The 25,813-nt window shown below is 56.7% G+C and carries 24 protein-coding genes; 18 read left to right on the forward strand and 6 right to left on the reverse strand.

The genetic code is table 11. The features are described 5' to 3' along the window. Positions 1–35 precede the first annotated feature (35 nt). The 6 genes from coaBC to MWU60_RS06335 all read left to right on the forward strand — a co-directional run bounded on the left by coaBC (position 36) and on the right by MWU60_RS06335 (position 6,495). Positions 36–1,229 carry a bifunctional phosphopantothenoylcysteine decarboxylase/phosphopantothenate--cysteine ligase CoaBC gene (gene coaBC, locus MWU60_RS06310; RefSeq protein ID WP_247226361.1) on the forward strand — a complete coding sequence of 398 codons (1,194 nt, stop codon included), beginning with the start codon at positions 36–38 and terminating at the stop codon, positions 1,227–1,229. Further along, entirely contained in the window at positions 1,226–1,681 is a 456-nt protein-coding gene (dut, locus tag MWU60_RS06315; RefSeq protein WP_247226362.1) for a dUTP diphosphatase, read from the forward strand. Before coaBC ends, dut begins: the two co-directional genes overlap by 4 nt. Beyond that, on the forward strand, positions 1,678–2,733 hold the full coding sequence (moeB, locus tag MWU60_RS06320) for a molybdopterin-synthase adenylyltransferase MoeB (RefSeq protein WP_247226363.1): 1,056 nt from the start codon (positions 1,678–1,680) through the stop codon (positions 2,731–2,733). The genes dut and moeB overlap by 4 nt, the downstream gene beginning before the upstream one ends. Before the next feature lie 40 nt (positions 2,734–2,773). Beyond that, positions 2,774–3,556 (forward strand): transporter substrate-binding domain-containing protein, encoded by a 783-nt coding sequence (locus MWU60_RS06325; RefSeq protein WP_247226364.1) that lies wholly within the window; start codon positions 2,774–2,776, stop codon positions 3,554–3,556. A gap of 31 nt (positions 3,557–3,587) precedes the next feature. Further along, positions 3,588–4,376, forward strand: a complete 789-nt coding sequence (locus MWU60_RS06330; RefSeq protein WP_247226365.1) for an amino acid ABC transporter permease — start codon at positions 3,588–3,590, stop codon at positions 4,374–4,376. A 91-nt stretch (positions 4,377–4,467) separates the two neighbouring features. Next, the gene (locus MWU60_RS06335; protein ID WP_247226366.1) at positions 4,468–6,495 is read left to right on the forward strand and encodes a M3 family metallopeptidase; all 2,028 of its coding nucleotides are present in this window, start codon (positions 4,468–4,470) and stop codon (positions 6,493–6,495) included. On the opposite strand, the gene MWU60_RS06340 is transcribed toward MWU60_RS06335, so the two are convergent. Beyond that, complete coding sequence (locus MWU60_RS06340) at positions 6,492–7,022, reverse strand: SH3 domain-containing protein (protein WP_247226367.1); 531 nt, start codon at positions 7,020–7,022, stop codon at positions 6,492–6,494. The genes MWU60_RS06335 and MWU60_RS06340 overlap by 4 nt on opposite strands. Positions 7,023–7,131: 109 nt before the next feature. On the opposite strand from MWU60_RS06340, the gene MWU60_RS06345 reads away from it, so the two are divergent. Beyond that, entirely contained in the window at positions 7,132–8,118 is a 987-nt protein-coding gene (locus tag MWU60_RS06345; RefSeq protein WP_247226368.1) for a D-glycerate dehydrogenase, read from the forward strand. Here MWU60_RS06345 and MWU60_RS06350 read toward each other — a convergent pair. Continuing rightward, a complete protein-coding gene (locus tag MWU60_RS06350) occupies positions 8,115–8,768 on the reverse strand; it encodes a hypothetical protein (RefSeq protein WP_247226369.1) in 654 nt (217 codons plus the stop codon). The two genes, MWU60_RS06345 and MWU60_RS06350, sit on opposite strands and share 4 nt — an antisense overlap. A gap of 163 nt (positions 8,769–8,931) precedes the next feature. Here MWU60_RS06350 and MWU60_RS06355 point away from each other — a divergent pair, with 163 nt between their 5' ends. Next, positions 8,932–11,427, forward strand: a complete 2,496-nt coding sequence (locus tag MWU60_RS06355; RefSeq protein ID WP_247226370.1) for an FAD-dependent oxidoreductase — start codon at positions 8,932–8,934, stop codon at positions 11,425–11,427. Positions 11,428–11,485: 58 nt separating this feature from the next. Further along, positions 11,486–11,776, forward strand: coding sequence for a hypothetical protein (locus MWU60_RS06360; RefSeq protein WP_247226371.1), 291 nt, complete (start codon positions 11,486–11,488; stop codon positions 11,774–11,776). Here the strand turns inward: MWU60_RS06360 and MWU60_RS06365 are convergent. Genes MWU60_RS06365 through MWU60_RS06375 form a run of 3 tightly spaced genes read right to left on the reverse strand, consistent with a single transcriptional unit; the run spans position 11,773 to position 14,482 of the window. Beyond that, positions 11,773–12,486, reverse strand: coding sequence for a GNAT family protein (locus MWU60_RS06365; protein ID WP_247226372.1), 714 nt, complete (start codon positions 12,484–12,486; stop codon positions 11,773–11,775). The two genes, MWU60_RS06360 and MWU60_RS06365, sit on opposite strands and share 4 nt — an antisense overlap. Then, on the reverse strand, positions 12,483–13,553 hold the full coding sequence (locus MWU60_RS06370) for an FAD-dependent oxidoreductase (RefSeq protein ID WP_247226373.1): 1,071 nt from the start codon (positions 13,551–13,553) through the stop codon (positions 12,483–12,485). Before MWU60_RS06370 ends, MWU60_RS06365 begins: the two co-directional genes overlap by 4 nt. After that, the gene (locus MWU60_RS06375) at positions 13,550–14,482 is read right to left on the reverse strand and encodes an aldo/keto reductase (protein WP_247226374.1); all 933 of its coding nucleotides are present in this window, start codon (positions 14,480–14,482) and stop codon (positions 13,550–13,552) included. The genes MWU60_RS06370 and MWU60_RS06375 overlap by 4 nt, the downstream gene beginning before the upstream one ends. A gap of 60 nt (positions 14,483–14,542) precedes the next feature. On the opposite strand from MWU60_RS06375, the gene MWU60_RS06380 reads away from it, so the two are divergent. From MWU60_RS06380 to dacB, 3 genes are all read left to right on the forward strand, one after another. Continuing rightward, positions 14,543–15,139, forward strand: a complete 597-nt coding sequence (locus MWU60_RS06380) for a hypothetical protein (protein WP_247226375.1) — start codon at positions 14,543–14,545, stop codon at positions 15,137–15,139. A gap of 121 nt (positions 15,140–15,260) precedes the next feature. After that, positions 15,261–15,854, forward strand: coding sequence for a nicotinate-nucleotide adenylyltransferase (locus tag MWU60_RS06385; protein WP_247226376.1), 594 nt, complete (start codon positions 15,261–15,263; stop codon positions 15,852–15,854). After that, on the forward strand, positions 15,854–17,320 hold the full coding sequence (gene dacB, locus MWU60_RS06390) for a D-alanyl-D-alanine carboxypeptidase/D-alanyl-D-alanine-endopeptidase (RefSeq protein ID WP_247226377.1): 1,467 nt from the start codon (positions 15,854–15,856) through the stop codon (positions 17,318–17,320). The genes MWU60_RS06385 and dacB overlap by 1 nt, the downstream gene beginning before the upstream one ends. On the opposite strand, the gene MWU60_RS06395 is transcribed toward dacB, so the two are convergent. Beyond that, positions 17,321–17,740 carry a tellurite resistance TerB family protein gene (locus MWU60_RS06395; RefSeq protein WP_247226378.1) on the reverse strand — a complete coding sequence of 140 codons (420 nt, stop codon included), beginning with the start codon at positions 17,738–17,740 and terminating at the stop codon, positions 17,321–17,323. Positions 17,741–17,850: 110 nt separating this feature from the next. Here MWU60_RS06395 and MWU60_RS06400 point away from each other — a divergent pair, with 110 nt between their 5' ends. The 6 genes from MWU60_RS06400 (at position 17,851) to acs (ending at position 25,798) form a co-directional block, all read left to right on the forward strand. After that, positions 17,851–19,425 carry a lysine--tRNA ligase gene (locus MWU60_RS06400; protein WP_247226379.1) on the forward strand — a complete coding sequence of 525 codons (1,575 nt, stop codon included), beginning with the start codon at positions 17,851–17,853 and terminating at the stop codon, positions 19,423–19,425. Between the two features lie 74 nt (positions 19,426–19,499). After that, positions 19,500–19,901 carry a DUF4864 domain-containing protein gene (locus MWU60_RS06405; RefSeq protein ID WP_247226380.1) on the forward strand — a complete coding sequence of 134 codons (402 nt, stop codon included), beginning with the start codon at positions 19,500–19,502 and terminating at the stop codon, positions 19,899–19,901. 126 nt (positions 19,902–20,027) lie between these two features. Further along, complete coding sequence (locus tag MWU60_RS06410; protein WP_247226381.1) at positions 20,028–22,316, forward strand: glycosyl hydrolase family 28-related protein; 2,289 nt, start codon at positions 20,028–20,030, stop codon at positions 22,314–22,316. Between the two features lie 156 nt (positions 22,317–22,472). Next, positions 22,473–23,231, forward strand: a complete 759-nt coding sequence (locus MWU60_RS06415) for a hypothetical protein (protein WP_247226877.1) — start codon at positions 22,473–22,475, stop codon at positions 23,229–23,231. 140 nt (positions 23,232–23,371) lie between these two features. Then, positions 23,372–23,596 (forward strand): DUF1127 domain-containing protein, encoded by a 225-nt coding sequence (locus MWU60_RS06420; RefSeq protein WP_247226382.1) that lies wholly within the window; start codon positions 23,372–23,374, stop codon positions 23,594–23,596. A gap of 243 nt (positions 23,597–23,839) precedes the next feature. After that, positions 23,840–25,798, forward strand: coding sequence for an acetate--CoA ligase (gene acs / locus MWU60_RS06425; protein WP_247226383.1), 1,959 nt, complete (start codon positions 23,840–23,842; stop codon positions 25,796–25,798). Positions 25,799–25,813: the final 15 nt, after the last annotated feature.

Consider the following 25,813-nt stretch of genomic DNA (forward strand, 5'->3'; position numbering starts at 1 on the left):
ACCTAGTGTCAGGCGACCCCGACCGGAGACCTTTGATGCTGGCAGACAAGCATATTCTGTTGATTGTAGGAGGCGGCATTGCCGCCTTCAAATCGTTGGACCTTGTGCGCCGTCTGCGTGAACAAGGGGCACAGGTCACGCCGGTTTTAACCAAGGCGGGTGTAGAGTTTGTAACTCCGCTCAGTTTGTCTGCCCTTTCCGCGTCAAAGGTGTACCAAGACCTGTTCAACCTCACCGATGAGGCCGAGATGGGGCATATCGAATTGTCCCGCGCGGCTGATTTGATTGTAGTGGCCCCTGCCACAGCCGACCTGATGGCCAAGATGGCAGGTGGTTTGGCGAATGATCTGGCTTCAACCCTGCTTTTGGCCACTGATAAGCGCGTTTTGATTGCGCCTTCCATGAATGTGCGGATGTGGGATCACCCCGCCACTCAACGCAATCTGGCGACATTGCAGGGTGACGGCATCTTGGTCGTGGGCCCGAATGAAGGTGATATGGCTTGTGGTGAATACGGGCCCGGGCGGATGGCCGAGGTGCCCGAGATTATTGCAGCTATTGATGCGGCTTTGGCAGACGGCCCACTGAACGGCCGACATGTTTTGGTGACCTCTGGCCCAACGCATGAACCGATTGATCCGGTGCGTTACATCGCCAATCGCTCGTCTGGCGCACAGGGGACCGCGATTGCCAAGGCCCTGGCGGCACTGGGTGCTGATGTGACCTTTGTCACCGGCCCGGCAGATGTGCCGCCTCCGATGGATATGACCGTGGTGAAAGTACAGACAGCGCAGGAAATGCTTGAGGCCGTGCAAGCGGCGGGTGCTGCGGATGCGGCTGTTTTTGCCGCTGCGGTGGCTGATTGGCATGTAGCCAATGCCGGGGATAGCAAGATCAAGAAGGATGGTTCGGGCCTGCCAAAGCTCGATTTTGCAGAGAACCCGGATATTCTGGCGACCGTATCGCAAATGTCCAAGGGACGTCCCAAGCTTGTGGTTGGCTTTGCCGCTGAAACCGATGATGTCATCGCCAATGCGACGGCCAAACGTCTACGCAAGCAGTGCGATTGGATCGTAGCGAATGATGTATCGCCAGAAACGGGCATCATGGGCGGGTCTGAAAACGCAGTGACGTTAATCTCGGCGGATGGCGCGGAAAGCTGGCCGCGTATGTCGAAAGACGCCGTTGCTGCAACACTTGCCCAACGTATTGCCGAGGCGATTGCGTGAGCGTGACGATCCGGTTTCTTTGGGAAGAGGGTGCAGATCAAAGCGTTGGTTTGCCTGCCTACGAGACCGCAGGGGCTGCGGGTGCTGATCTGAGGGCCAATTTTTCGGATCGCGCGTCTGTGATGTTGGCAAAGGGTGCACGGGCATTGGTCCCCACGGGTCTGCGTATGGCGATCCCTGACGGCTTTGAGGTCCAGATCAGACCGCGGTCAGGCTTGGCTCTGAAGCATGGTATCACGCTGCTGAATACACCGGGCACCATTGATAGCGACTATCGCGGCCCTTTGGGTGTGATCATGGTAAACTTGGGTGACGAAAGCTTTGCGATTTCGCATGGGATGCGGATTGCACAGATGATTGTCGCGCCAGTCATACAGGCGCGCTTTGAAACGGTGCATGATCTTGATGAAACGGCCCGGGGCGCAGGCGGCTTTGGGTCAACCGGCAAATGATTATGGTTGGCACAATGGCAATCACCCTTTGGGTGATTGGATGGGCGATGAAGGTGCCCTATGCCGTGCGCTGGAACATGATGGCGATCTTGTTGGTGGGCGTCATGATCATTCATTTCATCCTGCCCAATGGTCACCCTTTGCGGATGGCGACAGGGGGGGATGCGCGGCTCTGGGCGATTTTCTTTGGCTTCGGCATCTTGGTTTGGGTCTACCGGAAATTTCTGACTAACTTGCGCGCCCGCGTGCAAACCCAAGAAACGCCCGCGCCGAAATCGGACAGTTTTTCACCCACGGAATTGGACCGCTACGCGCGCCACATTATCCTGCGCGAGGTCGGTGGGCCGGGCCAGAAGGCGTTGCGCGATGCGAAGGTTCTTGTTGTGGGTGCCGGGGGATTGGGCGCACCTGCGCTGCAATATCTGGCGGCAGCGGGTGTCGGGACCATTGGTGTGATTGACGACGATGTGGTCGAGAACGCCAATCTGCAACGGCAGGTGATCCACCTGGACCGCAATATCGGTATGCCCAAGGTCCATTCTGCGGCAGAGGCGATGGTGGCGCAAAACCCCTTTGTGACCGTGCGGCCCTATCATCGCAGGCTGGAAGCGGATATCGCCGAAGAGCTGTTTGCCGACTATGATATGGTGCTGGATGGTACTGATAACTTTGAAACACGGTATCTGATCAACAAGACTGCGGTCACCACCGGGCGTCCGTTGGTTGCAGCGGCGCTCACCCAATGGGAAGGACAGATCAGCGTTTATGATCCGGCCAAAGGCACGCCATGCTATGAATGCGTATTCCCCGAGGCGCCAGACCCGTCGTTGGTTCCAAGTTGTGCTGAAGCGGGCGTGATCGGCCCGCTTCCCGGCGTGATCGGCGCGATGATGGCGGTTGAAGCGGTCAAGCTGATCACGGTTGCAGGCGATCCTCTTGCGGGCCGTTTGCTGATTTACGACGCACTCTACGCGCAGACCCGCACAATTGGTGCGAAACCGCGCGCGGATTGCCCGGTCTGCCATGGCAGGGGCTTGCGCGAGGCGGACTGACGTTCATACTGCGGACAAACACAAATCTGGGGAGATTGACATGAGATTACTTGCAACACTGGTCGCGGGCCTTTTGGCGACAACAGCGGTCGCGGATGGCCATTTGCCAGACCTAGAAGGCCGCGAAATCGTTGTTGTGACGGAAAACGCCTATCCCCCTTTGCAGTTCATCGACAGCAATGGTGATGCGGTTGGTTGGGAATATGATGCGATGGCTGAAATTGCCGAGCGGCTGAATGCGACCATTGTTTATGAAAACATCAGCTGGGACGCGATGATTCCAGCCGTGTCGGAAGGCCAGTTCGATATGGGCATGACCGGGATCACGATCCGCGAAGACCGCGCTGAAGTCGTTGATTTTTCAGACAAATATATGACATCCGAAATGGTCATGATGGTGCGCGGTGATGAGGACCGCTTTGCCGACGCCGCCAGTTTTGCTGCGGACGACGACCTGCTGATGGCAGCCCAGCCCGGCACAACGCCGTTCTACGTTGGTGTCTATGACGTGCTGGATGGGGACGAAGCGAACCCACGCATCAAACTGATGGAGACATTTGGGGCGACAGTTCAGGCGCTACGCACGGGTGACGTTGATCTGGTGCTGACCGATGGCACAGCGGGTAACGGCTATGTTGATGCCTCCGATGGTGGGCTCAAGATTATCGGTGAAAAGTTGGGGACCGAGGATTTTGGTTTCATCTTTCCCAAAGGCTCTGATCTGGTTGAACCGATCAATGCCGCGATTGCCGATATGACGGCGGATGGCACGATTGATGCGCTGAACACGACGTGGTTCCTTGAATACAAGCTGGGCGAATAGGCACTGATGTGGAGGTCCGGGGTCACGCCCGATGATCCCTACCTCCCCCAATGACAAGGACTTCCCTTGGTGGCTGGTCGCTGTGGTGGCGATTGGTATCTACCTGTTTTGGCAGGTCCTGACGGTTGAAGAATACAGCCGCGTTTTGTCGACCCTAAGGCGGGGCATCTGGGTAACGATCTATGTGACGGTCGTGTCCTACACGATGGCCTGCGTGCTGGGTCTGTTGCTTGCCCTGGCCGTTCTGTCGCGTTCATTGATCCTACGCCAGATGGCGCGGTTCTACATTGAGATTGTGCGCGGCATCCCGATTATCGTGCTGTTGCTCTACGTGGCCTTCGTGCTTGCCCCTGCCATGGTCGCAAGCTGGAACTGGATCGCGGAAGGCATCGGGTTCGATCCTATCCGCACCCGTGATTTCTCGCTTTTATGGCGCGCGGTGATTGCACTGACCATCGCCTATTCGTCCTTTCTGGCCGAGGTATTCCGCGCGGGGCTACAATCGGTCGACGAAGGGCAGATCGAAGCGGCAGAGGCGCTGGGCCTCAATCGCTGGCAGCGGTTTCGCTTTATTGTGTTTCCGCAAGCGCTCAAGACCATCCTGCCACCTTTGGGCAATGATTTCGTCGCGATGGTGAAGGATTCCTCGTTGGTCAGTGTGCTGGGTGTCACCGACGTCACCCAATTGGGCAAGGTGACGGCAGCGGGCAATTTTCGCTACTTTGAAACCTATAATGTGGTGGCGCTTGTGTATCTCACGATCACGATTACCCTCTCCATAGCGCTACGCCGATTTGAGAGACGGATGCGGTCCCGGTGAGCGCCGAATCTGCGTTTTTTTGCCAAGAAGAAGCCATTGAGGTGGCACCTGGGGTAACGAAGCCCTACCTCTACCGCAAAGGAGTTCTGCCATGACAAATCCACTGCTTGCCGACTGGAACACACCGTTTGAATTACCGCCTTTTGATCTGATATCTGACGATGATTATGCGCCGGCGGTCGAGGTGGCCTTGGCCGAGGCGCGCGCCAACATTGCGGCGATCGCGGACAATCCTGAGCCGCCGAGTTTTGCCAACACAGTTGAGGCGCTTGAGCGCGCTGAGGAAACACTGGGGCGTGTTCTAGGTGCGTTCTACAATGTCGCCGGTGCGGACAGTAATCCCAAACGAGAGGAGCTTCAGCGCGACTTTGCACCGATGCTGAGCGCCTATGGCTCCGAGGTTGTCGAGAATAAAGCACTTTTTGCGCGGGTTGAGGCGGTTTGGGATCGTCGCGCGGAATTGGATCTGACTGATGAACAGCAGCGCGTCCTGATGCTGTCACGGCGCGGCTTTGTCCGGGCAGGGGCGCAGTTGGAAGGCAAAGCCGCCGAGGACCTGCGCGCGGTGAAATCGCGCCTGTCGGTGCTTGGCACCGAGTTTACCCAGAACCTGCTGTCGGATGAGCGTGAATGGTTCATGCCGCTTGGTGCGGACGATTTGATTGGCTTGCCAGATTTTGTTGTGGCCACAGCCAAAGCGGCGGGCGAGGAGAAAGAAGCGGGCGGTCCCGTTGTTACCCTGTCCCGCTCTCTGATTGTGCCTTTCCTGCAGTTCTCAGAGCGGCGCGATTTGCGCCAGAAGGCCTATGAGGCTTGGGGCGCGCGCGGGGCCAATGGTGGTGACACCGATAACCGTGGCATCGCGGCTGAGACTCTGAAACTGCGCGAAGAGCGGGCGAAACTGCTGGGGTATGACACCTTTGCCGATTTCAAGCTTGAGACCGAAATGGCAGGCACGCCGGGGGCCGTGCGTGATCTTTTGATGAAGGTCTGGGAACCTGCAAAGGCGGCGGCCGAGGCGGATGCCGCCATTTTGCAGCGTATGCTGCATGCGGATGGTTTTGACGGGCCGCTGGAGCCTTGGGATTGGCGCTTCTATGCAGAGAAACGGCGCAAGGAACTGCATGATCTCGATGAGGCAGAGCTGAAGCCGTACTTGCAATTGGACCGGATGATTGATGCTTCATTTGCATGCGCAAACCGGCTGTTCGGACTTGAATTCGAACCGATTGAGGGACCTGTCTACCACCCCGATGTGCGCCTTTGGGAAGTGACCCGTGACGATGAACATGTAGCCGTCTTTATCGGTGATTATTTTGCACGTGGGTCCAAACGGTCGGGCGCATGGTGTTCGGCGATGCGGTCGCAACACAGGCTCGGGCGCGATGTGCGACCGCAGGTGATCAATGTCTGCAACTTTGCAAAGCCTGAGGCAGGAAAGCCGGCTTTGTTGTCCTACGACGATGCGCGCACGCTGTTCCATGAGTTTGGCCACGCCTTGCATCAGATGCTGTCGGATGTGACTTATGAAAGCATCTCGGGCACGTCTGTGGCGCGGGACTTTGTTGAATTGCCCAGCCAGCTATACGAACACTGGCTTGAGGTGCCTGAGGTGCTGGCGGAGTTTGCAACACATGCTGACACCGGCGCGCCCATGCCAGAGGATTTGTTGGAACGTATGTTGGGTGCTGCGACCTATGATATGGGGTTTCAGACGGTTGAATATGTGGCCTCTGCCCTTGTTGATTTGGGCTTTCATGATGGGTCCGCTCCGACGGATCCAATGCAGCGTCAGGCGGAGATCCTCGAAGAAATCGGGATGCCCAATGCTATTCGTATGCGCCACGCAACCCCGCATTTTGCCCATGTCTTTGCGGGGGATGGCTATTCCAGCGGCTACTACAGCTACATGTGGTCAGAGGTGATGGACGCCGACGCATTCGCCGCATTCGAAGAGGCAGGTGGCCCGTTTGATCCCGAGACCGCCAAACGATTGGAAGAGACAGTCCTGTCATCTGGTGGATCGGTTGATGCCGCTGAGCTTTACATCGCTTTCCGTGGGCGTCTGCCGGGTGTTGAGGCTCTGCTCAAAGGGCGTGGGTTGGATAAGGCCGCCTAGTCGCGGATTTCTGCGTCAGCCACGCCCCAGATCGTCGTCTTGGGGACCCAGCCTTTGTAGCCACCCGCAGTCAACTGACACCATTCAGGGTTACAATCGCCAAGGCGTGCCACCACACCTGGCTCTAGCAAAGCGTTTTCCAGCGCGTTTGGTTCCGGCCGTGCACGCAATGCTGTTTCTGGCTCTTCAATCACAACGGTGCGCGCGCCGGACAGCATGCGGTAATGCACCCAGCCACCCTGTCCGTCGCGGTCGATCACGCGGCGCCAGTGGCCGTATTCAGCGACCACTTGCAATGGCATATCGCGGCGTTGAAACACCCAGTCGATCCGGTGGGACAAGGACGGGCCACGGCGCACGTTGGCTTCGCTGGCACGTAAAGACACATAGCGTGGCAAAGGCAGGTTTGTTTCGGGTCCGATTGCAGGCCCCGTGTCGCTGGTCTGCGCAGAGACAGCGCCCATACCCAAGACAATCGCAAACGTTGCGATCTGAAACACGCGAAACCAATGCGCCACTGCACCCATTGTTTGCCCTTACTGCTCACTTTTGCGGCGCGCGGTTCTTGTGCTGCGCGTCCCTTTCGCGCAACCTGCCATGACAAGGCCGATTTGAAAACCCGTGGGAGGGCATTGCATGCCAGGTAAGCAGTTAAGTGTTGTCGTGACGCGACGGTTGCCCGAGGTGGTCGAAACCCGGCTGAAAGAGCTTTTTGACGTCGAACTGCGCGATGACGACACACAGATGACGAACGATCAACTCGCCGAAGCGATGGCGCGCGCTGATGTTTTGGTATGCACCATCACAGATCAGATTGATGCTAAGTTGCTGGGGCGTGCAGGCGAGCAGTTGAAACTGATCGCGAATTATGGCGCGGGCGTTGACCATATTGACGTGGCCACGGCGCGCCAACGCGGCATTCACGTCTCGAACACCCCTGGTGTTGTGACCGAAGATACCGCCGATATGGTGATGGCGCTGATCCTCGGTGTCACGCGCCGTATGGCCGAAGGGCTGCGTGTCGCTCAGTCCGAGGATTGGCGCGGTTGGGCACCGACTGCGATGTTGGGTGGCCGGATCAAAGGGCGTCGTTTAGGTATTCTGGGCATGGGCCGGATTGGTCAGGCCGTCGCGCGCCGCGCTGCTGCATTTGGCATGCAGGTACATTACCACAACCGCAAACGTCTGCGGCCTGAGGTTGAGGAAGAACTGGATGCGACCTATTGGGAAAGCCTTGATCAGATGGTGGCCCGTGTCGATATTCTGTCGATCAACTGCCCACATACCCCATCTACATTTCACCTGATGAATGCCCGACGATTAAAGTTGATGAAACCTGATGCTGTGATTGTGAACACGTCACGCGGCGAGGTGATTGATGAAAATGCTCTGACGCGGATGTTGCGCGCAGGTGAGATCGCGGGTGCGGGCCTTGATGTGTTTGAACGGGGGCATGAGATTAATCCGCGCCTGCGCGAATTGCCTAACGCGATCTTGCTGCCGCATATGGGGTCAGCGACCCTCGAAGGGCGTATTGAGATGGGCGAAAAAGTGATCGTGAATATCAAGACCTTTGCCGATGGTCACAGACCGCCTGATCTGGTCGTGCCAGCGATGCTTTAGCCTGCCCAGATTTCTGGCAAGGTTTTGAACTTATCGTCTTCTTCAATGATGTTGATGTAATGTCTCATTGAGTGCGCAAAGAGGCTTTTGTGCTTCACAGACTTGAACAGTTTTGTCTTTCCCATGTGGTGGTAGGCTGAAGGAACCTTTGGCACCGGGTCATCGGTGCGGTTCACAAGCAGGCAACGCCCGTCTTTTACAACGCCGTGTTTGCTCCATTTGGGGCGCGGGGCGGCAAAGCCGATGGCCGGTGTGTTGTAGGTCTTGGACAGGATCTGTGCCGCGGCAGCACCTAGCGAATGACCGATGATGTAGTTGGGCGTGACGCCTTCGCGCTTGAGCCATTCAAAGATTTCGATCGAATACCGCAGAAAACCCTGGTGCCATTTGGTGCCTGATGCGCCTTTTTCGCTGCTGGTTGCATGTTTCAGCACAAAACGCTGACCACCCAGTCGCAGCGGGCGCAGGTTGAATTTGACATAGTCGCGGACCGAATTCGAACCTGGCAACAGCAAGATGTTCCCTTCCAGCAAATGCGCCTGTACGTCGTTGTGATCCAGGGACTTGATAACGCGGGGGCTGACGATCCGGCCTGCCTTGTAGCTGGCGTCGGCCAAAGTTGCTGCATCTTTCAAGCGATAAATCGTCATACCATTCCCCTAAATGGCCCTAACGAAACACGGCATGAGTGATTTGCCTAGTAGGGAAAGCCTGACCCCTTGTCGGTTTTGCGCTTTAAGCGGTCGGCTGGTTCTTTCGCGCGGCTGCGGTTTCGCGCAAGTTAACGCCAAGGATGCCAAGGGAGTCGTCATCATGAAAACGCAGGTCAAAGCACTGGTTGTCGGTGGCGGCGCGGTTGGCACGTCGATTGCTTATCACTTGGCCAAAGCCGGTTGGGATGATGTGATGCTGCTAGAGCGGGATGAGCTGACCTCTGGTTCAACATGGCATGCTGCGGGCTTGCTGCCTTTGTTCAACATGTCTTTTGCGACGACCCATATCCACAAGTATTCGGTCGATTTCTATAAATCGCTTGAAGAGGAAACCGGGTTGAACGCTGGTTTCGCTGTCGTTGGCAACCTGCGCATGGCGCAGACGCAAGAGCGGATGGATGAGTATATGCTCTATGCGTCCACTGCTGAAACCTGTGATGTGCCTTACGTCTGGATGACCCCCGATGAAATCAAGGCGAAGTGGCCGTTAATCCGCACGGAGGACCTGAAAGGCGCGCTTTACCACCACACCGATGGCTACATTAATCCCGCCGATGTGACCCAGGCGATGGCCAAGGGCGCGCGTCAGCATGGTGCGATCATTGAACGCAAGTGGCAGGCTGATGCCTTTGAATGGAACGGTGAAGCGTGGGAGGTGACCTGCACCAAGATGGTTGAGAAGGGCGGTAACCTTGTGCCCTCGGACGAGCAGATTGTGATTACGGCAGAGCATGTTGTCACTGCCTCTGGCAACCACGCGCAGACGACGGCCAAGAAGCTGGGGATCAAAATCCCAGCGATTCCGGTCGAGCATCAGTTCATCGTGATGGATAAAGACCCCGCGCTGGAAGCGTTCCGCGCTGAAGGCAATGTCGAACACCCCGTGGTCCGTGATGCGGATGCACAGTCTTATGTGCGCGAAGAACGGGGCGGTTGGATTTTGGGGGTCTATGAAAAGGGCGCACCGGCAGTTTTCGAATATGGTGTTCCCGATAGCTTCCGTGCCGATCTGTTCCCGCTCGATCTGGAGCGGATTGAAGAGCAGTATATGGCGATGATCCATCGCATTCCGTCTTGCGAAGACAGCGGGCTGAAGGACGATTTCAACGGCCCCATTTGCTATACGCCTGATGGCAACCCGTTGGTTGGTCCCGCGCCGGGGCTGACGAACATGTGGCTGGCTGAAGGGTTCTCGTTCGGGATCACGGCGGCGGGTGGTACGGGCTATTACCTTGCGCAAATGATGGTTGATGGCGAGGCTGAGATCGACATGGCGTCGCTTGACCCCAAACGCTATGGCGACTGGATGACGACCGAGTTTGCGGCGCGCAAGAACGAAGAATGCTATGACCACGTTTACGTGCTGCATCACCCCGATGAAGAGCGCCCGGCTTGTCGTCCGTTGCGTACATCGCCTGCTTATGATCGCCAAGCCGCCCGTGGTGCGCAGTTTGGGTTTGTGAACGGATGGGAGCGTCCAAACTACTATGCGCCCGAAGGCTTCAACGATCATGATAGCCGGTCTTTCCGCCGCGGCGGGTGGTGGCAATATGCTGTGGAAGAGGCCAAGGCGATCCGCGAAGGCGTTGGCCTGATCGACGCGACAGCCTTTGCCAAACACCGGATCAGCGGACCGGGGGCCACGGCGTTTTTGGATTGGTTCACGACGAATAAACTGCCGCGTGTTGGTCGGATTAACCTCACGTATGCGCTGACAGATCATGGCACGACACGTACCGAATTCACGATCGTGCGGCTGGCCGAGGATGACTACTACTTGGTTTCGGCTGGTGGCTGGCACGCCTATGATCAGGACTTTCTCTACAAAGCGGTCATGGAGAAAGAGGAAGAGTTCGGTCGGATCAACGAACAGGACGTGACGACGCAGTGGGGCGTTTTTGCGATTGCTGGTCCCAAGTCGCGGGATGTCTTGAATGCGGTGATCAAGGACGCGGATCCGGCGACAGCACTGTCAAATAAACGCTTCCCTTGGCTATCTGCCAAGCAGATTGAGTTGGGCATGTGTCCCGTGAACGCGATACGGGTTGCCTATACTGGCGAGTTGGGTTGGGAGTTGCATCACCCGATTGAGATGCAGAACTACCTCTTTGATCTGCTCGAAAAAGCGGGTGAGCCGCATGGTATGAAACTGGTCGGCGCGCGGGCGCAGAATTGGCTGCGGCAAGAGAAGTCTTATCGTGCGTTTGGGACGGAGTTGGGCCGGGATGCGACACCGCTCGAGGCCGATTTGCCACGCTTTGTTGATTTGTCCAAGGATTTCAACGGTAAGGCCGCGATGGAAGCGAAGGGTATCCGCTCTAAATGTGTCACCCTCCTTATTGATGGTCCAGATGATGCCGATCCTTGGGGGCGTGAGGCGCTTTATGCAATGAATGGCACCCGTGTTGGCCGTTTGACGTCGGGTGGGTATTCGGTGGCATTCGAGAAGTCGATTGGGATGGGCTATGTGAAGCCGGAATTGGCTGAAGTCGGGACGAGATTGCAGGTTAAAATGCTGGACACGCTTTGGAATGCAGAGATTGTGGAAGACAGCCCCTACGACCCCAAAAACACCACAATCCGCTTGGATGGTTGACAGAAGCGACCCTGTAAGGTGGGTTTAAACCCACCTTACGTCAAAGAAAGGGTCGCATATGTCTGATAAGATCGCAGTGGAAAACATCAATACGCTCGGCAAGACCACTAACGTGGATAAGGCCAAGTATACCGCCATGAAAGACGCGATGCTGGCCACTTTGCCGAAGGCTGCACCGGGCATGACTGCGAAAGAGGTCAAGGAAGCTGCCAAAGTGCATTTGCCCGAAGAATTGTTTCCGGGCGGTGCGACCGCCGGATGGTGGCAGAAGTGCGTGCAGCTTGATTTAGAGGCGAAGGGCCTGGTGATCCGAGAGGACACGAAACCGCTGCGGTTTCATCAGGTTTAGGGACCGGCGCGCCGTTCAGTACGGAGGGGCGTCTTTTGCTGGCCCTGTACGTCAAAGTTTGCGGGATCCAGCCATGCCTCAAATCCCGCCTTCACCTGTGGCCAGTCGCAATCGAGGATCGAAAACCAAGCCGTGTCACGATTTCGCCCTTTGTAAACCAGTGCCTGCTTGAACAACCCGTCATACTGGAACCCAAGCCGCGCAGCTGCCAGTCGAGATGGCGCGTTGAGCGCGTCGCACTTCCATTCGTATCGGCGATATCCCAATTCATCAAAAACACGCTTCATCATCAGATACATCGCTTCGGTCGCCATCGGCGTCCGCTGTAGGACTGGTGAGAATGTGATGTAACCCACCTCTGCCACACCATTTTCGGGTTGGATCCGCAGGTAACTGGCGACACCAATCGGCTGCCCAGTCGTCTTGTCGATGATGGCGAAGAATAGCGGGTCTTCGCTGTGGCACGCATCAGCGACCCATGCGGCGTAGTCAGCCTCAGATTTGAACGGCCCCGCGGGCATGTAGGTCCAAAGTGTGCCTGTTTCATCTGCCGAAAAGGCTGCGTGCAGCGCGGCACTGTGACCCTGCTCCAGTGGAACCACGTTACAGGTACGTCCGTACATCGGGGTGCGAGGCAGCGGTTTACAGCCCGCCCATCCCAGGACCGGTGCACCGATGGGTTGGCCGTGGGTATTGGTATGATCCGTCATGCGAACCTGTGTGGTGAAAGTGCGACGATTGTCTCTGGCGGCAATGTAGATGCAGCACCGCTGATCAGGTCGGCAAGCAGTTGGCTGGCGGCTGGGGCCGATTGCATCCCGTAGCCGCCTTGCCCGGCGCACCAGATGAAACTGGGGTCGCGGGCATCGGGGCCAATGACCAATGTCCTGTCTGACGCAAAAGTTCGCAGTCCCGCCCAAGAGCTGAGCAGGCGGTTGACTGGTTCCGTTACATGGGCCTCATACCGGGCGAGCCCTTCTGCCAGCACCATGTCATCAGCATACGCATCATGCGGTGTTGTTGGGTCTTCCTCGGCGGGTGACACGATCAGCGCGCCTGCGTCAGCCTTGGCATACCACCGCTCGCCTGGGCCGAACAGCATTGGCCATGTGCTCACGTCGTGCCCGCCGGGTGCCGGGATACGCGCCATTGAGCGGCGCAGCGGTGTAAAGCCAAGTGGCGCGATACCTGCCAGTTCAGCAATGTGATCGACCCAGGCGCCAGCGGCGTTGACCAGATTGCGGGTCTCATAGGTTGTGTCGCCCGCGGTGACAGACCAGCCGTGTTCTGTGCGCGTGATCGCGGCGACGGTAGATTTTGTGGTGATGGCGCCACCATTTTCGCGCGCCATCCGGGCGAAAGTCTGGATCAGCTTATCGGTGTCGATATCCCATGCGGAGGCATGATAGGCGGCGCGATTGACCACGCCTTCATTCAGGATCGGCACCATAGCTTTGGCGTCTTCGATACTGATCGTTTCAAGCTGCATTTGGTGTTGGTCCGTGTCAAAGGCCTCGGTATCGTCTGACGTGCCGATCAGCATCAGCCCACGGGGGCTGAGTACGCCTGCGTCCTCGTGAAACCTGCGGCTGGCTTTGTTCAGTTCGATTGTGGAGGGCTTGCCGTAGTTTTCTTCGAACATCGCCGCCGACCGGCCTGATGTGTGATATGCCAGTGCATCTTCACCTTCCAGCAACACGACCTTGCCAAGTTGCGATAGCCGCGCAGCGGCGGAGGTTCCGGCGACGCCGCCTCCGATGATAAGAAAGTCGATCATGCTTCTTCGAGCCTGTCTGTGGCTGGTGCGGGGGTGATGCTGAGGGCGGTGATTTCGGCATAAAGCGCAGGCGTCATTTCAAAGCTTTCCGCAGCTAGTGACGGCTCTAGCTGTTGTACGGATCGCGCTGAGATGATCGGCAGCGGTCTAACCGGATGATGCGCAGCCCAAGCCACAGCAAGAGTTGCCGGATCAAAACCCTGCCGTACTGCTAACGCGGCAAGCTTGGCTGCGGTCTCATGCATCCACGGCTGATCATACCTGGCTTTGTAGCGGTCATCCTGGGTCAAACGCCCAGTTTCTCCGCTACTGTACTTACCCGTCAGAAGCCCGCCACCTAATGGTGAGTAAGGCACAATCACGATTCCCTGATCTGCAGCCATCGGAAACAGCTCAACCTCGCTTTGGCGTTTGACAAGGTTGTACATCGGCTGAATGACATCAATTTTGGTGCCGAGAGACCTAGCAACCGCCTGCGCCTTCATGACCTGCCATGCGGCGTAATTAGACACGCCGATATGCCGGATCAGGCCACGCGATTGCAGATCAGCGAGGGCGCTGAAGGTTTCTTCCAATGGCGTCTCATCGTCGAAACGATGCATGTAAAGCAGATCGACGGCGTCTTCGTTCAATTGCTGGCGGCAGGTTTCAAAATGCTTGCTGATATTGGCTTTCGAGGCCCCTCCGACATAGCCAACCTTGGTCGCCAGATAAATGTCGTCGCGTGCCGGTTTAATCAATGCGCCGGTGATCTTTTCCGAAGCGCCGCCGGTGTATCCGACCGCTGTGTCAAAGTGATTAATGCCACTGTCCCATGCCGCCTCAAACATGGCTCGGCTGGCCGCCTGATCTGCGGTGCCCCCAAATTGCATTGTTCCGAATGTAAGCCGCGATAGCGGTGCGCCATTGCGCGTTGTCAAATCTGTCATTTTCGAACTCTGGCATGCATGTGGTATGATGAAAAGATATTGTCAGTCGGAGGGGCCCGGATGGGACGTGAAGCTGTTGCCGTTTGCCATTGGCAGGGTGAAGTCGCCGAGGCGAAATTGCATTTGGACGGGGCTGCGCTGCAGTTGCGCGGCGATCTGCGTCTCGACATCCCGCGTGGGCATATCAAGGACGTCACGCTTGTTGATGAAGGGGTGCGTGTTGCCACGGATGGGCCAGAGTTGGTGATGGAATTTGGTGCTGCTGAAGCTGTGCGATGGCAGAAGGCCCTTTTGAAGAAGCCGCCGACCTTGGCTGAGAAACTGGGGATTTCTGCGGACAACCCTGCCTTTATCCAAGGAGCATTTGAAGACGTGCCTCTGGAAGAGGCTTTGACAGGGGCCACGGTCCAGACGGTATCTGATGCGACCTTATTGATTGCGATTTTGATGGAAGAGACAGATTTGCATGCGGCCTCTGATCTTGCCTTGGCTCATCCTGAAAAGCATATCTGGATGGTGCACCGCAAAGGCAAGGCTGCTATTGTCGGCGATACCGTGATCCGCGCGCATATGCGCGGACTGGGATTTATCGACAGCAAAACCAGTGCCGTGTCTGATCAATTGACCACAACACGGTATCGTTTGCGCGCCAAGTAGCGGCGGCCATTGACAGCCTTGGCAATGGAATGGCTACTACGCGTCAGACAAACCGGAACCCTGATCAAAGATTGCTGATGCTGATTGCCTTGCCCCTTTTGCACTTGTCAGGTCCTGCGGCATGACAGGGTTGCCTGTCGCAAAGCCCGGGCAAATCATTGGCCTGTTGGGAGGGTCCTTTGATCCACCGCACGAGGGGCATGTGCACATTACAAAGGCCGCGTTGAAACGGTTTGGGTTGGATCGGTTATGGTGGTTGGTGTCGCCGGGCAATCCGTTGAAACAAGATGGACCAGCACCTTTGGCTGAACGGATGCAGGCGGCGACTGCGATGATGCAGCATCCACGCGTCATAGTGACAGACATCGAGGCGCACATGGGCACCCGGTACACCGCACAGACACTTGCTGCATTGCACCGCCGGTATACCGGTGTACGGTTTGTGTGGTTGATGGGGGCCGATAACTTGGCGCAGTTTCATCGCTGGCAGGACTGGCAATGGATCATGGAGACCGTACCGATTGGCGTGGTAGCCCGTCCGGGCGACCGTATGTCTGCACGCATGTCCAAAGCGGCCAAGGTCTATGCCCAGGCCCGCGTTCCGGGACGGGCGGCCCATATCCTCGGCCGCTTGGACGCGCCCGCTTGGGCTTTTGTGAATTTGCCGATGTCTGATCAGTCATCCACCGCAATCAGACAGCGAGGTGAGTGGTGATGCAATTGTCGCGTCGAGCAATGCTGGCAGGTGCGGTGTCGACGCTTGCGACAACAGGTTTTGCCGATGCGCCGCTGACCTCGATACGCCCCCTTGCGCGCACTCCAGCCAAGGATGCCATTCGCAAGATGGTCGCCGGTCGCGGGTTCTCTGGCGATCTGGGGCTGAAGGTTGTTGATCTGCAATCTGGCGAGGTGCTGGAAGATATTTCATCGCAAACGCCCCAGCCACCGGCGAGTGTGACAAAGGCAGTGACGGCGCTCTACGCGCTGGAAACGCTTGGGGTCGGTTATCAATATAAAACACGTCTGATTGCGCAAGGAGACATCGAGGACGGCATTTTAGATGGTAATTTGATCCTCGTAGGAGGCGGTGACCCAAACCTTGTGACTGATCAAATTGCTGAGCTTGCCCAAAGTTTCAAAGATACCGGCCTGCGCGAGGTTCGGGGTGACTTTCTGGTGTGGGACAATGCCCTGACGAACCTTGATGAGATTGATGCGGGTCAGTTGGATCATCTTGGTTATAATCCGACCATCACCGGGCTGAACCTGAACTACAATCGGGTCCATTTTGAATGGAAGCTGGAGGACGAAGATTATGTGACAGCGCTGGATGCGCGCAGCGAGAATTATCGGCCTGCCGTCACGACTGCACGCATGAACATCGTGGATCGCACGACGCCTGTGTTCACCTACCGGGATGCTGGCGATGTGGATCAATGGACCGTTGCCAGACGCGCATTGAACAAGGAAGGGTCGCGTTGGTTGCCGGTCCGGCATCCTGCGCTTTATGCCGGCGAGGTCTTTGCCACCTTTGCGCGTAGTCATGGAATTGTACTGAAGGCACCCAAGGAAACGATGGATATGCCAGAGGGTACCGTACTGGCAAGTTATGAAAGTGCACCACTGCGTGAAATGATGCGCGGTATGCTGCGATATTCGACGAATATCACGGCCGAGGCTGCGGGTCTGACGGCGACCGCCGCGCGAGTGGGGCAGCAGCGCGGTTTACGCACGTCGGCCTTGGGGATGGCGCGCTGGGCGGATGCGCGGGCGCAGGGTATCGCACCTTTCTTTGTGGACCACTCAGGGTTGGGGGATCAGTCACGTATTTCGGCTAGTGATATGGTGCGTTTGTTGGGTGCCACGGATGTCATGCCAACACTGAAGCCTATCCTGCGCGACGTCAGATTGGTGGATGATAACCAACGGGTGATCGAAGACCCGGCGATTTCGATCAAGGCCAAAACCGGCACGCTGAACTTCGTCGCTACCCTTGCGGGCTATGCGCGCACGAAAAGTGGGCGTGATCTGGCCTTTGCGATTTTTGCCTCTGATCTCGCGGCACGTGAGGTGGGAAAAGCGCACGGTGCCGAATCCCCGCCCGGCGCGCGTGGTTGGAACCGGCGCGTGCGCAGTTTGCAGCAAGATATCCTCAAGCATCTGGTGTTAAGGCTGACCTGATCAGAGCGTCATATGCCGGGCCCGTGCGCCGCGTTCGATGGCGGCGGCATGGAGGCGATCAAGCTCTAATTCATCACGAATCTCTTCCAGCATGCGCAATTCGGCGCCAAGGATGCGGCCATCTGCCGCCGCCACGTCGCAAGACAGCGCATAAGCGGTCTCATAAAGATGATCCGGCAGCGCATCGCGGATCAAGCCAAACAGCGCCTCAAGCCCATCTTCCTGCTCAAGCAGATCAAACACCATCTTCGACATGCGCGGCAGGCGTTCGGCATCGTAGCCTGCGAAAACAGGCAAGTTATTGATCGCATTGCTCATTTTCACGAGCTCGGCGGTGCGGATATGCTCGTCTGACGCGGACATCGCAATCATCAGGGCGGCAAGCGCGTCTTGCGCGGTCATCGGGGCGTCTTCGAGCATCATCATTTCCTTTGGTTCTGTCCCACATTTATTGACGCCTTGCCTGTCTCGCAATAGGGAGTGCGCGTTGCGGCGTCACAATGACACCCCCCAAATGAAGTGAGAAAACCATGAGCAGTATGCGCGAAGCGGCGATGACGTCGAAGGCCTGGCCCTTTGAAGAGGCGCGCGCATTGCTTAAACGCTATGAAAACAAGGCACCAGAGAAGGGCTATGTCTTGTTTGAAACGGGCTATGGTCCGTCTGGCCTGCCGCATATCGGCACGTTTGGTGAAGTTTTGCGCACCACGATGATTATGCGCGCGTTTCGTGTGATTTCCGACATTCCGACGAAGCTGATCTGTTTTTCGGACGATCTGGACGGCATGCGCAAGGTGCCCGGCAACGTGCCGCAGCAGGACATGCTGGCGGAACATATGCATAAGCCGCTGACATCGGTGCCTGATCCGTTCGGGACGCATGAAAGCTTTGGCCACCACAACAACGCAATGCTGCGACGGTTCTTGGATACGTTCGGGTTTGAGTATGAGTTTTACTCAGCACGTGAGTTCTATAAGTCCGGTCAGTTTGACGAGATACTGCTGCGCGCCGCCGCGCGGTATGACGACATCATGGCGGTGATGCTGAAATCGCTACGCGAAGAACGCCAAGGCACCTATTCGATTTTTCTGCCAATCCATCCCGAGACTGGGCGCGTCCTTTATGTGCCGATGAAAAATGTGGATGGCGACAAGGGCGAAGTGACCTTTGATGACCCCGACGGTCGCGAATGGACCCTGCCTGTCACGGGCGGCAATGTGAAATTGCAGTGGAAGCCGGACTTCGGCGCGCGCTGGGCTGCGCTGGACGTCGATTTTGAGATGTACGGCAAGGAACACGCGACCAACACCGCAATCTATGACCGGATTTGCGAGATTTTGGGCGGGCGCAAGCCGAACCACTTCTCTTATGAGTTGTTTCTTGATGAGAACGGCCAGAAGATTTCGAAGTCCTCCGGCAACGGTATCTCGATTGACGAATGGCTGACATATGCGTCGACTGAGAGCTTGAGCTATTTCATGTACCTCAAGCCGAAAACAGCGAAGCGCATGCATTTCGATGTGATTCCGAAGGCTGTGGATGAGTATCATCAGCAGCTGCGCGCCTATGCGACGCAGGATGAGGCAGGCCGGGCGAACAACCCGGTATTCCACATCCACGGTCATAACGTACCCGCCTCGGATATGGTTGTGTCGTTTGCGATGCTTTTGAACCTCGCGTCGGTGTCGGGTGCTGAGGATAAGGATACGCTCTGGGCTTTTATCCAGCGTTACGCGCCAGAGGCGTCTGCAGAAAAGAACCCGCAGATGGATCAGGCGGCAGGCTTTGCGGTGCAGTATTACAATGACTTTGTGAAACCCACCAAAGTGTACCGTGCGCCAACCGATCAGGAACGCGCCGCTTTGACCGATTTGGCAGGGCGGTTGAAGGGCTGGGACGGCGGACTGGATGCCGAAGAACTGCAAACGATGGTCTTCGCTGTCGGCAAAGAACATGGGTTTGATCCGCTGCGTGCATGGTTCACGGCGCTTTACGAAGTGCTGTTGGGCGCGTCACAAGGACCGCGTTTTGGCGGTTTCATCGCGCTCTACGGCGTGGATGAAACGGTGGCTTTGATCGAAAAGCAACTGGCAGCGACGGCGTAACCACAAAAAGAAACCAAACTGATCAGCGTCTTTTTGCGTATGTATTATAGGGATACGCAAAGGAGACGTTGATCATGCGCATTGCAAAACTCATTTTGGTGTTCTGGCTGGCGGCCACATCGGCCTTTGCTCAAGACTCTGATGCAATCGAAGGTGTGATTGGCAGCCAGCTTGAGGCGTTTAATAATCGCGATGTTTCAGAGGCTTGGCAGTACGCCAGTCCCAATATCAAACGTCTGTTCGGTAACCCTGGCAGTTTTGGCATGATGGTCCAGCAGGGGTATCCGATGGTCTGGGATAATGCCGATGTGCGGTTCTTGGAATTGCGGGATATTGCGGGCAACCTTTGGCAGAAGGTCATGGTGCGCGATGCGCAGGGTGGTTTGCACATTCTGGACTATCAGATGATTGAAACATCTGACGGCTGGCAGATTAACGGCGTTCAGTTGTTGGCGGCACCCGATGTCGGGGCCTAGGTTGTTGCGTCACCAACCGTGACGGTGCCCTCAGGTTCTTTTTAACTCTGATCATTAGGCCTTGAGACGGGTGGCCCGGTTTTGTGCCGGGCCTTTTGCGTTTCTCAAACAACAAGGGCCTTTTTCATGAACAAAGCCATTACTGATGGGATCGTCTTTGATCCGCTGCCATTTTCTGCGGGGCTTGCGCTCTGGTCGACGACCGACGGCACACCTGGTTCGGATTCATATGCGTTCAGCGGGTCGGGTGTTTTCGTTGCTGCTGATCAGGATTTTGCGGGCTGTCTGGAACTCGTAAAAACAGATCCGACAACGCGCGTGCGCTATATGGGTGAAACACCGATCATAGCGGGCTGCTATTTGCAGATCACCGCGCGGGTCAAGGCCGTTGCCGGTGCGCTGCCTGCTGTCAGCATTGCCGGTTGGGCCGGGCAGGGCGGTGGACTTCAGCTAACGGGTGTGACCGAGGCTGGGCCATCGGTGCAATTGACCACCTATGGCGAGGTTGTCGAAGTCACAGCCATCGTTGCCACGGCGGATCGCAGCGGTGTTGATCTGGTTTGGACGGGCGCGCAATACGGCCACTTTGGTATTGATTTGACAGGCCCTACGGGCGGTGTTGTCCGCGTGGATGATATCACCGTCAGCGACGTATCCTCCGTCTTTACGCGCGATCTGGTTGGTCTTGTCGATGTGCGTGACTATGGCGCGAAAGGTGACGGGGTGACTGATGACAGTGCCGCGTTCAATGCGGCTGATGCGGCAGCCGCCGGTCGGACGATCATGGTGCCAGCCGGTGATTACCTGCTGGAAAGCAACGTAACGATGGAAAACCCGGTGCAGTTTCAGGGACGGATCGTGCAGACCCCCGAGAACCGGTTTATCCTGCAACGCGATTACGACTATGACAGCTATCTCGCGGCATTTCAGAACGAAGAGCTGGCTTTCAAGAAAGCCTACCAAGCGCTGATCAACTTTGCCGATCACGATTCGCTTGATCTTTGCGGGCGGCGTGTCTTGCTGACCGAACCTGTTGATATGCAGGCCGCAGACCCTAGCCGTACCCGGTTTGAAACGCGCCGCGTGATCCGCAACGGTCAATTCCAGCCCGCTGACGGTGCCGCGTGGGATACAGTTGAGGTGATGTCGCAGGCGACTTATGCGGCCAATGACGACAACCGGCTGACGAATGTCGTCAACATCGCAAGCATTCCTGTGGGTTCACTGGTGCAAGGCAATGGCGTTGGACGCGAGATATACGTCACGTCTGTCAATGAAAGCGCACAAACTCTGGAACTGAGCCGCCCACTGTTTGATGCAGAAGGCACGCAGGATTTCACCTTCACACGCTTTCAATACATGTTGGACTTCTCAGGATACGAAAAACTGAGCCAGTTCAACCTGGATGATATCGAGTTCCAGGGCCGCGGTATCGCAAGCGGGATCATGATGGCGCCTGATGGCTTTACCTTCCACGTGCGCGATTGTTTCATTAACCGGACCAAGGATCGCGGGATCACCTCACCGGGACGTGGCTGTCAGGGCATGATGCTTGACCGGTGCAACCTGATTTCGGATGAGCAGGATATTCCCGTGGCTGACCGTGTCAGCGTTGCTTTCAATGCCAACGCCAATGACGTCAAAATCCGCAACAACCGGACCAGTAAGTTCAAGCATTTCTGCGTCTTGGCCGGATCGGGTAACCTGATTGCAGGCAATCACTGGTTCCATGGCGATGATGAGGTCAATGGCCTGCGCTTGGGCGGCATCATCCTGACTTTGCCCAACCCCAAGAGCATCTTTACGGGCAACTATTGCGATAACAACTTTATCGAGTGGACCAATGAACATGACAGCACGCCTGCCTTGGGTACTCAGTTTTCCTTTGGCGGTCTGACTATTACGGGCAATATGTTCACCACGAATGATGTCGCCGACTGGTTCAACTTCATTGTGATCAAACCTTACGGGCCGGGCCACTTCATCAACGGCTTTTCCGTCGTAGGAAATGTGTTCCGCTCACTGAATGGCCGCATTGACCGGGTCGAAAACGTGGATACCACATTTGCCGATCTTGATTATGCTCGCACCCGCAGCTTTGAATTCTCAGGTAACACCTTCCACAACGTGAACGAGCCTGTGTCGAACCCGGCATCCCTGTCGCATCAGCAATCAACGGAGGCCGCGACATGGGTGATGCAGACAGATACTGCGCTGCCCTTTGATGGACGTGCCTTAACCGTCGAAAGCGTGATGCCGATGGGTGCAATCACCGATACGGGCGAGAACCGCGTGCATGACCTGCCGTGGTCTGAAGGCGCACAAGGCAGCGATTTCCGCGATGTGCACTTGAACTGGAGCACGGCGGTCAAAGGTCAGGTCCGGTATCAGGTCAGGATGGATCAGACCGACTAAGCTACAACGGCACGAAAGCATTAGGGGCACCCATTGGGTGCCCCTTTTTCTATGTGTTTTCCCCGTCTTATGCTGCAGTGCAGAAAAATGCTGCACTCGCGAAGCGTTTGGGGTATAATTACAGGGAATCTGAAAACAACCCTAAGGGACAACACTATGATACCCGCATTCACAATCTCACTTGCCGCGCAGGGAATGCACGCCGCTAGCGCCGTTATTGGTCAGCAAATGCGCTTTGCCGATGCCGTGATTGATCAGGCCTCTGTCGCGCAGCGTGCAATCATGCAGCCATATACTGGCGCGCCGAACGCGTCTGTCACGGCGAGAAAGAAGGTCGTGAAAAAAGCAGCAGCCAAATCGAAGGCTGTGCCGGTCAAAGCGCAACCATCCGCGGTCAAGCCCGTCGCAAAACCGGTCGTAGCTAAGGCTAAGCCAGTTGTTGTAACGCCAAAAGCGACGACACCTGTAGAGGCGAAACCTATCGCAAAAGCCGCAGCACCAGTCAAAACAACAACGCCAACGAAGGCCGCGGCGCCGAAGGCGAAAGCTACGCTAAAACCTGCCACTCAGGCTGCTGCACCGACGCCTGCGAAGCAATCAGCGCCAGTCAAAGCGCAACCGGAATTCAAATCCACTCAGACAAATGCAAAGCCAGCGGCTGAAAAAGCCGCGCCGAAAGCCGCAGCAAAGCCTGCGGTAGCGAAAGCGGCGCCAAAGGCGGCCGCAAAGCCTGACACAAAGACGGTGACGTCAAAGCCTGCAAAGCCAGCAGCGCAAAAGGCGAAGGCCGCAAAACCTGCTGCAAAAGTAGACGCTGTTCAGCCCGCATCAAAGGCAAAAGCAGCGCCACGCGGCAAGACGGTGACGGTTCCTGACACCCCTTGGGACGGCAAAGCTGCCCCGCAGAAATCGTAATTTGACTGCACAGCAATAAGGCCCAAACCCACCATGCAAAATTTGCATGGTGGGTTTGCACAAATGGACGTTGTTGTGCATTGGGCGCAGGCATAGCTGTCAAAACGGGAGGCCACACAACCCGTTTTATGAGGCTAAAAATGTCACTGCGTCCAGACAACACACTTATTTCCAACCGCGAGATGCTGATCGAGCTATTCCTTACGCCGTTCCGCGCTCTTGGGGCTGCTATCGAAAACTACGCGGTCAGCAATGCGCGTACACAAACACTGCAAGCTATCGCCGCAATCCCCGAAGAAGAGCTTCGTGCAAAAGGTCTGACCCGTGCAGATGTCGTCAGCATGAATTTTCGGCACGACGCCTAAGTATCACACGGTGACAGATACGGCTGAAACCATGCCGTGTTAAAAACCAATAAGGGCGTGCCATTGGTGCGCCTTTTGTGTAAATCCCTTAACGATTTGCTGATGTTTCGGTCAGGTCACTTTACAAAGTGTAAATTCCCTATCCGTGATCCCTTGGATTCACTGTCATTTTCGCCATGATGCGTGATGAGGAGGCTGCGTGCGACGTGCGCAGTGAAAGATAAAGATCAGGGGGGATTTAGCATGACCGATCAACCAGCCGGAACCTATGCGCCATCGGCCGATATGGCAGCAGGGGCACATGCCGACAAAGCGACCTATGATGCGATGTATAAGGCGTCCATTGACGATCCAGAGGCGTTTTGGGGCGAGCATGGCAAGCGGCTTGACTGGATCAAGCCCTATACCCGCGTCAAGAATACAAGCTTTGCACCGGGCAATGTGGACATCAAATGGTATGAAGACGGCACGCTGAACGTCAGCGCCAACTGCATCGACCGGCATCTGGAAACGCGGGGCGAGCAAACCGCGATCATCTGGGAGCCTGACAGCCCGGATGAGGATGCCGTCCACATCACCTACAACATGCTGCACGAGAAAACGTCGCTTATGGCGAACGTCCTCAAGGAAATGGGCGTGGGCAAAGGCGACCGCGTGGTCCTTTATCTGCCGATGATCCCAGAGGCTGCTTATGCGATGCTGGCCTGCGCGCGGATCGGGGCGATCCATTCCATCGTTTTCGCTGGTTTCTCGGCCGAAGCATTGGGCGCGCGGGTCAATGCCTGTGACGCCAAAGTAGTGATCACTTCCGATGGTGCCCCGCGTGGTGGGCGCGTGACCAACCTCAAAGACAGCGTCAATCAGGCGCTGCTGAACGATTTTGACGAGGTGAAATGCCTCGTGGTCAAGCGCACCGGCCAACAGATCGCCTGGCGTGAAAACCTTGATTACTGGCTGCACGAGATGGAAGAAAAGGTCAGCAGCGACTGCCCGCCAACAGAAATGAACGCCGAAGATCCGCTGTTCATCCTCTACACTTCAGGCTCGACCGGTCAGCCTAAGGGGGTTGTACATTCCAGCGGCGGCTATCTGGTCTATGCGGCGATGACGCAGCAATACACATTTGACTACCATGACGGTGATATTTTCTGGTGCACGGCCGATGTCGGCTGGGTCACCGGCCACAGCTATATCGTCTATGGCCCGCTGGCGAATGGTGCGACGACGGTCATGTTCGAAGGGGTGCCGACCTATCCTGACGCCGGTCGTTTCTGGGCCGTTTGCCAGAAGCACAAGGTGAACCAGTTCTACACCGCCCCGACGGCCATTCGCGCGCTGATGGCACAGGGCAATGCGTTTGTTGAGAAGTATGACCTGTCCGATATCAAGGTGCTGGGTACCGTAGGCGAGCCGATCAATCCAGAGGCCTGGAATTGGTACAACGACGTCGTCGGCAAAGGCAAAGCGCCCATCGTCGACACATGGTGGCAGACCGAAACGGGGGGTCATCTCCTTACGCCGCTGCCCGGGGCGACGGCGACCAAGCCCGGCTCTGCCACCTTGCCGTTCTTCGGCATTCAACCGGTGATCCTTGAGCCGACCTCTGGCGAAGAAATCCACGACACCGCCGCTGAGGGCGTGCTTTGCATCAAGGACAGCTGGCCTGCCCAGATGCGCACCGTGTGGGGTGATCATGAGCGGTTCGAGAAAACGTATTTCAGCGACTACAAGAACTACTACTTCACTGGCGACGGCTGCAAGCGCGATGCAGATGGGTATTACTGGATCACGGGCCGCGTTGATGACGTCATCAACGTGTCGGGTCACCGGATGGGGACGGCCGAGGTGGAAAGCGCCTTGGTGGCCCACGCCAAGGTCGCAGAAGCCGCCGTCGTCGGTTATCCGCACGCTATCAAGGGGCAGGGCATCTATGCCTATGTCACGCTGATGAACGGCGAGGAACCATCCGATGAGCTGCGCAAAGAGCTGGAAACATGGGTCCGGTCCGAGATCGGCCCGATTGCCAAGCCCGACTTGCTGCAATGGGCGCCGGGGCTGCCAAAGACGCGTTCGGGTAAGATTATGCGGCGAATTTTGCGCAAGATCGCCGAGGATGATTTCGGGGCGCTGGGCGATACGTCGACTTTGGCCGATCCGTCGGTGGTGGATGACCTGATCGAGAACCGAATGAACAAAGCCTAGCGTATGCTTGAACGA

Origin of the sequence: Yoonia sp. F2084L, assembly GCF_023015625.1 — a bacterium.
Lineage (GTDB): Bacteria > Pseudomonadota > Alphaproteobacteria > Rhodobacterales > Rhodobacteraceae > Yoonia.

Excerpts from the sequence above, each read along its gene's own strand:
- MWU60_RS06350 (WP_247226369.1), bottom strand. The coding sequence starts at position 8,768 with ATGACGATTTATCGCTTGAAAGATGCAGCAACTTTGGCCGACGCCAGC.
- dacB (WP_247226377.1), top strand. The coding sequence starts at position 15,854 with ATGCAATTGTCGCGTCGAGCAATGCTGGCAGGTGCGGTGTCGACGCTT.
- MWU60_RS06385 (WP_247226376.1), top strand. The coding sequence starts at position 15,261 with ATGACAGGGTTGCCTGTCGCAAAGCCCGGGCAAATCATTGGCCTGTTG.
- MWU60_RS06340 (WP_247226367.1), bottom strand. The coding sequence starts at position 7,022 with ATGGGTGCAGTGGCGCATTGGTTTCGCGTGTTTCAGATCGCAACGTTT.
- MWU60_RS06415 (WP_247226877.1), top strand. The coding sequence starts at position 22,473 with ATGATACCCGCATTCACAATCTCACTTGCCGCGCAGGGAATGCACGCC.
- MWU60_RS06370 (WP_247226373.1), bottom strand. The coding sequence starts at position 13,553 with ATGATCGACTTTCTTATCATCGGAGGCGGCGTCGCCGGAACCTCCGCC.
- MWU60_RS06410 (WP_247226381.1), top strand. The coding sequence starts at position 20,028 with ATGAACAAAGCCATTACTGATGGGATCGTCTTTGATCCGCTGCCATTT.
- MWU60_RS06400 (WP_247226379.1), top strand. The coding sequence starts at position 17,851 with ATGAGCAGTATGCGCGAAGCGGCGATGACGTCGAAGGCCTGGCCCTTT.
- MWU60_RS06360 (WP_247226371.1), top strand. The coding sequence starts at position 11,486 with ATGTCTGATAAGATCGCAGTGGAAAACATCAATACGCTCGGCAAGACC.
- MWU60_RS06405 (WP_247226380.1), top strand. The coding sequence starts at position 19,500 with ATGCGCATTGCAAAACTCATTTTGGTGTTCTGGCTGGCGGCCACATCG.
- MWU60_RS06395 (WP_247226378.1), bottom strand. The coding sequence starts at position 17,740 with ATGCTCGAAGACGCCCCGATGACCGCGCAAGACGCGCTTGCCGCCCTG.
- MWU60_RS06325 (WP_247226364.1), top strand. The coding sequence starts at position 2,774 with ATGAGATTACTTGCAACACTGGTCGCGGGCCTTTTGGCGACAACAGCG.
- MWU60_RS06355 (WP_247226370.1), top strand. The coding sequence starts at position 8,932 with ATGAAAACGCAGGTCAAAGCACTGGTTGTCGGTGGCGGCGCGGTTGGC.
- acs (WP_247226383.1), top strand. The coding sequence starts at position 23,840 with ATGACCGATCAACCAGCCGGAACCTATGCGCCATCGGCCGATATGGCA.
- MWU60_RS06365 (WP_247226372.1), bottom strand. The coding sequence starts at position 12,486 with ATGACGGATCATACCAATACCCACGGCCAACCCATCGGTGCACCGGTC.
- coaBC (WP_247226361.1), top strand. The coding sequence starts at position 36 with ATGCTGGCAGACAAGCATATTCTGTTGATTGTAGGAGGCGGCATTGCC.
- MWU60_RS06335 (WP_247226366.1), top strand. The coding sequence starts at position 4,468 with ATGACAAATCCACTGCTTGCCGACTGGAACACACCGTTTGAATTACCG.
- MWU60_RS06345 (WP_247226368.1), top strand. The coding sequence starts at position 7,132 with ATGCCAGGTAAGCAGTTAAGTGTTGTCGTGACGCGACGGTTGCCCGAG.
- MWU60_RS06375 (WP_247226374.1), bottom strand. The coding sequence starts at position 14,482 with ATGACAGATTTGACAACGCGCAATGGCGCACCGCTATCGCGGCTTACA.
- MWU60_RS06380 (WP_247226375.1), top strand. The coding sequence starts at position 14,543 with ATGGGACGTGAAGCTGTTGCCGTTTGCCATTGGCAGGGTGAAGTCGCC.
- MWU60_RS06330 (WP_247226365.1), top strand. The coding sequence starts at position 3,588 with ATGATCCCTACCTCCCCCAATGACAAGGACTTCCCTTGGTGGCTGGTC.
- MWU60_RS06420 (WP_247226382.1), top strand. The coding sequence starts at position 23,372 with ATGTCACTGCGTCCAGACAACACACTTATTTCCAACCGCGAGATGCTG.
- moeB (WP_247226363.1), top strand. The coding sequence starts at position 1,678 with ATGATTATGGTTGGCACAATGGCAATCACCCTTTGGGTGATTGGATGG.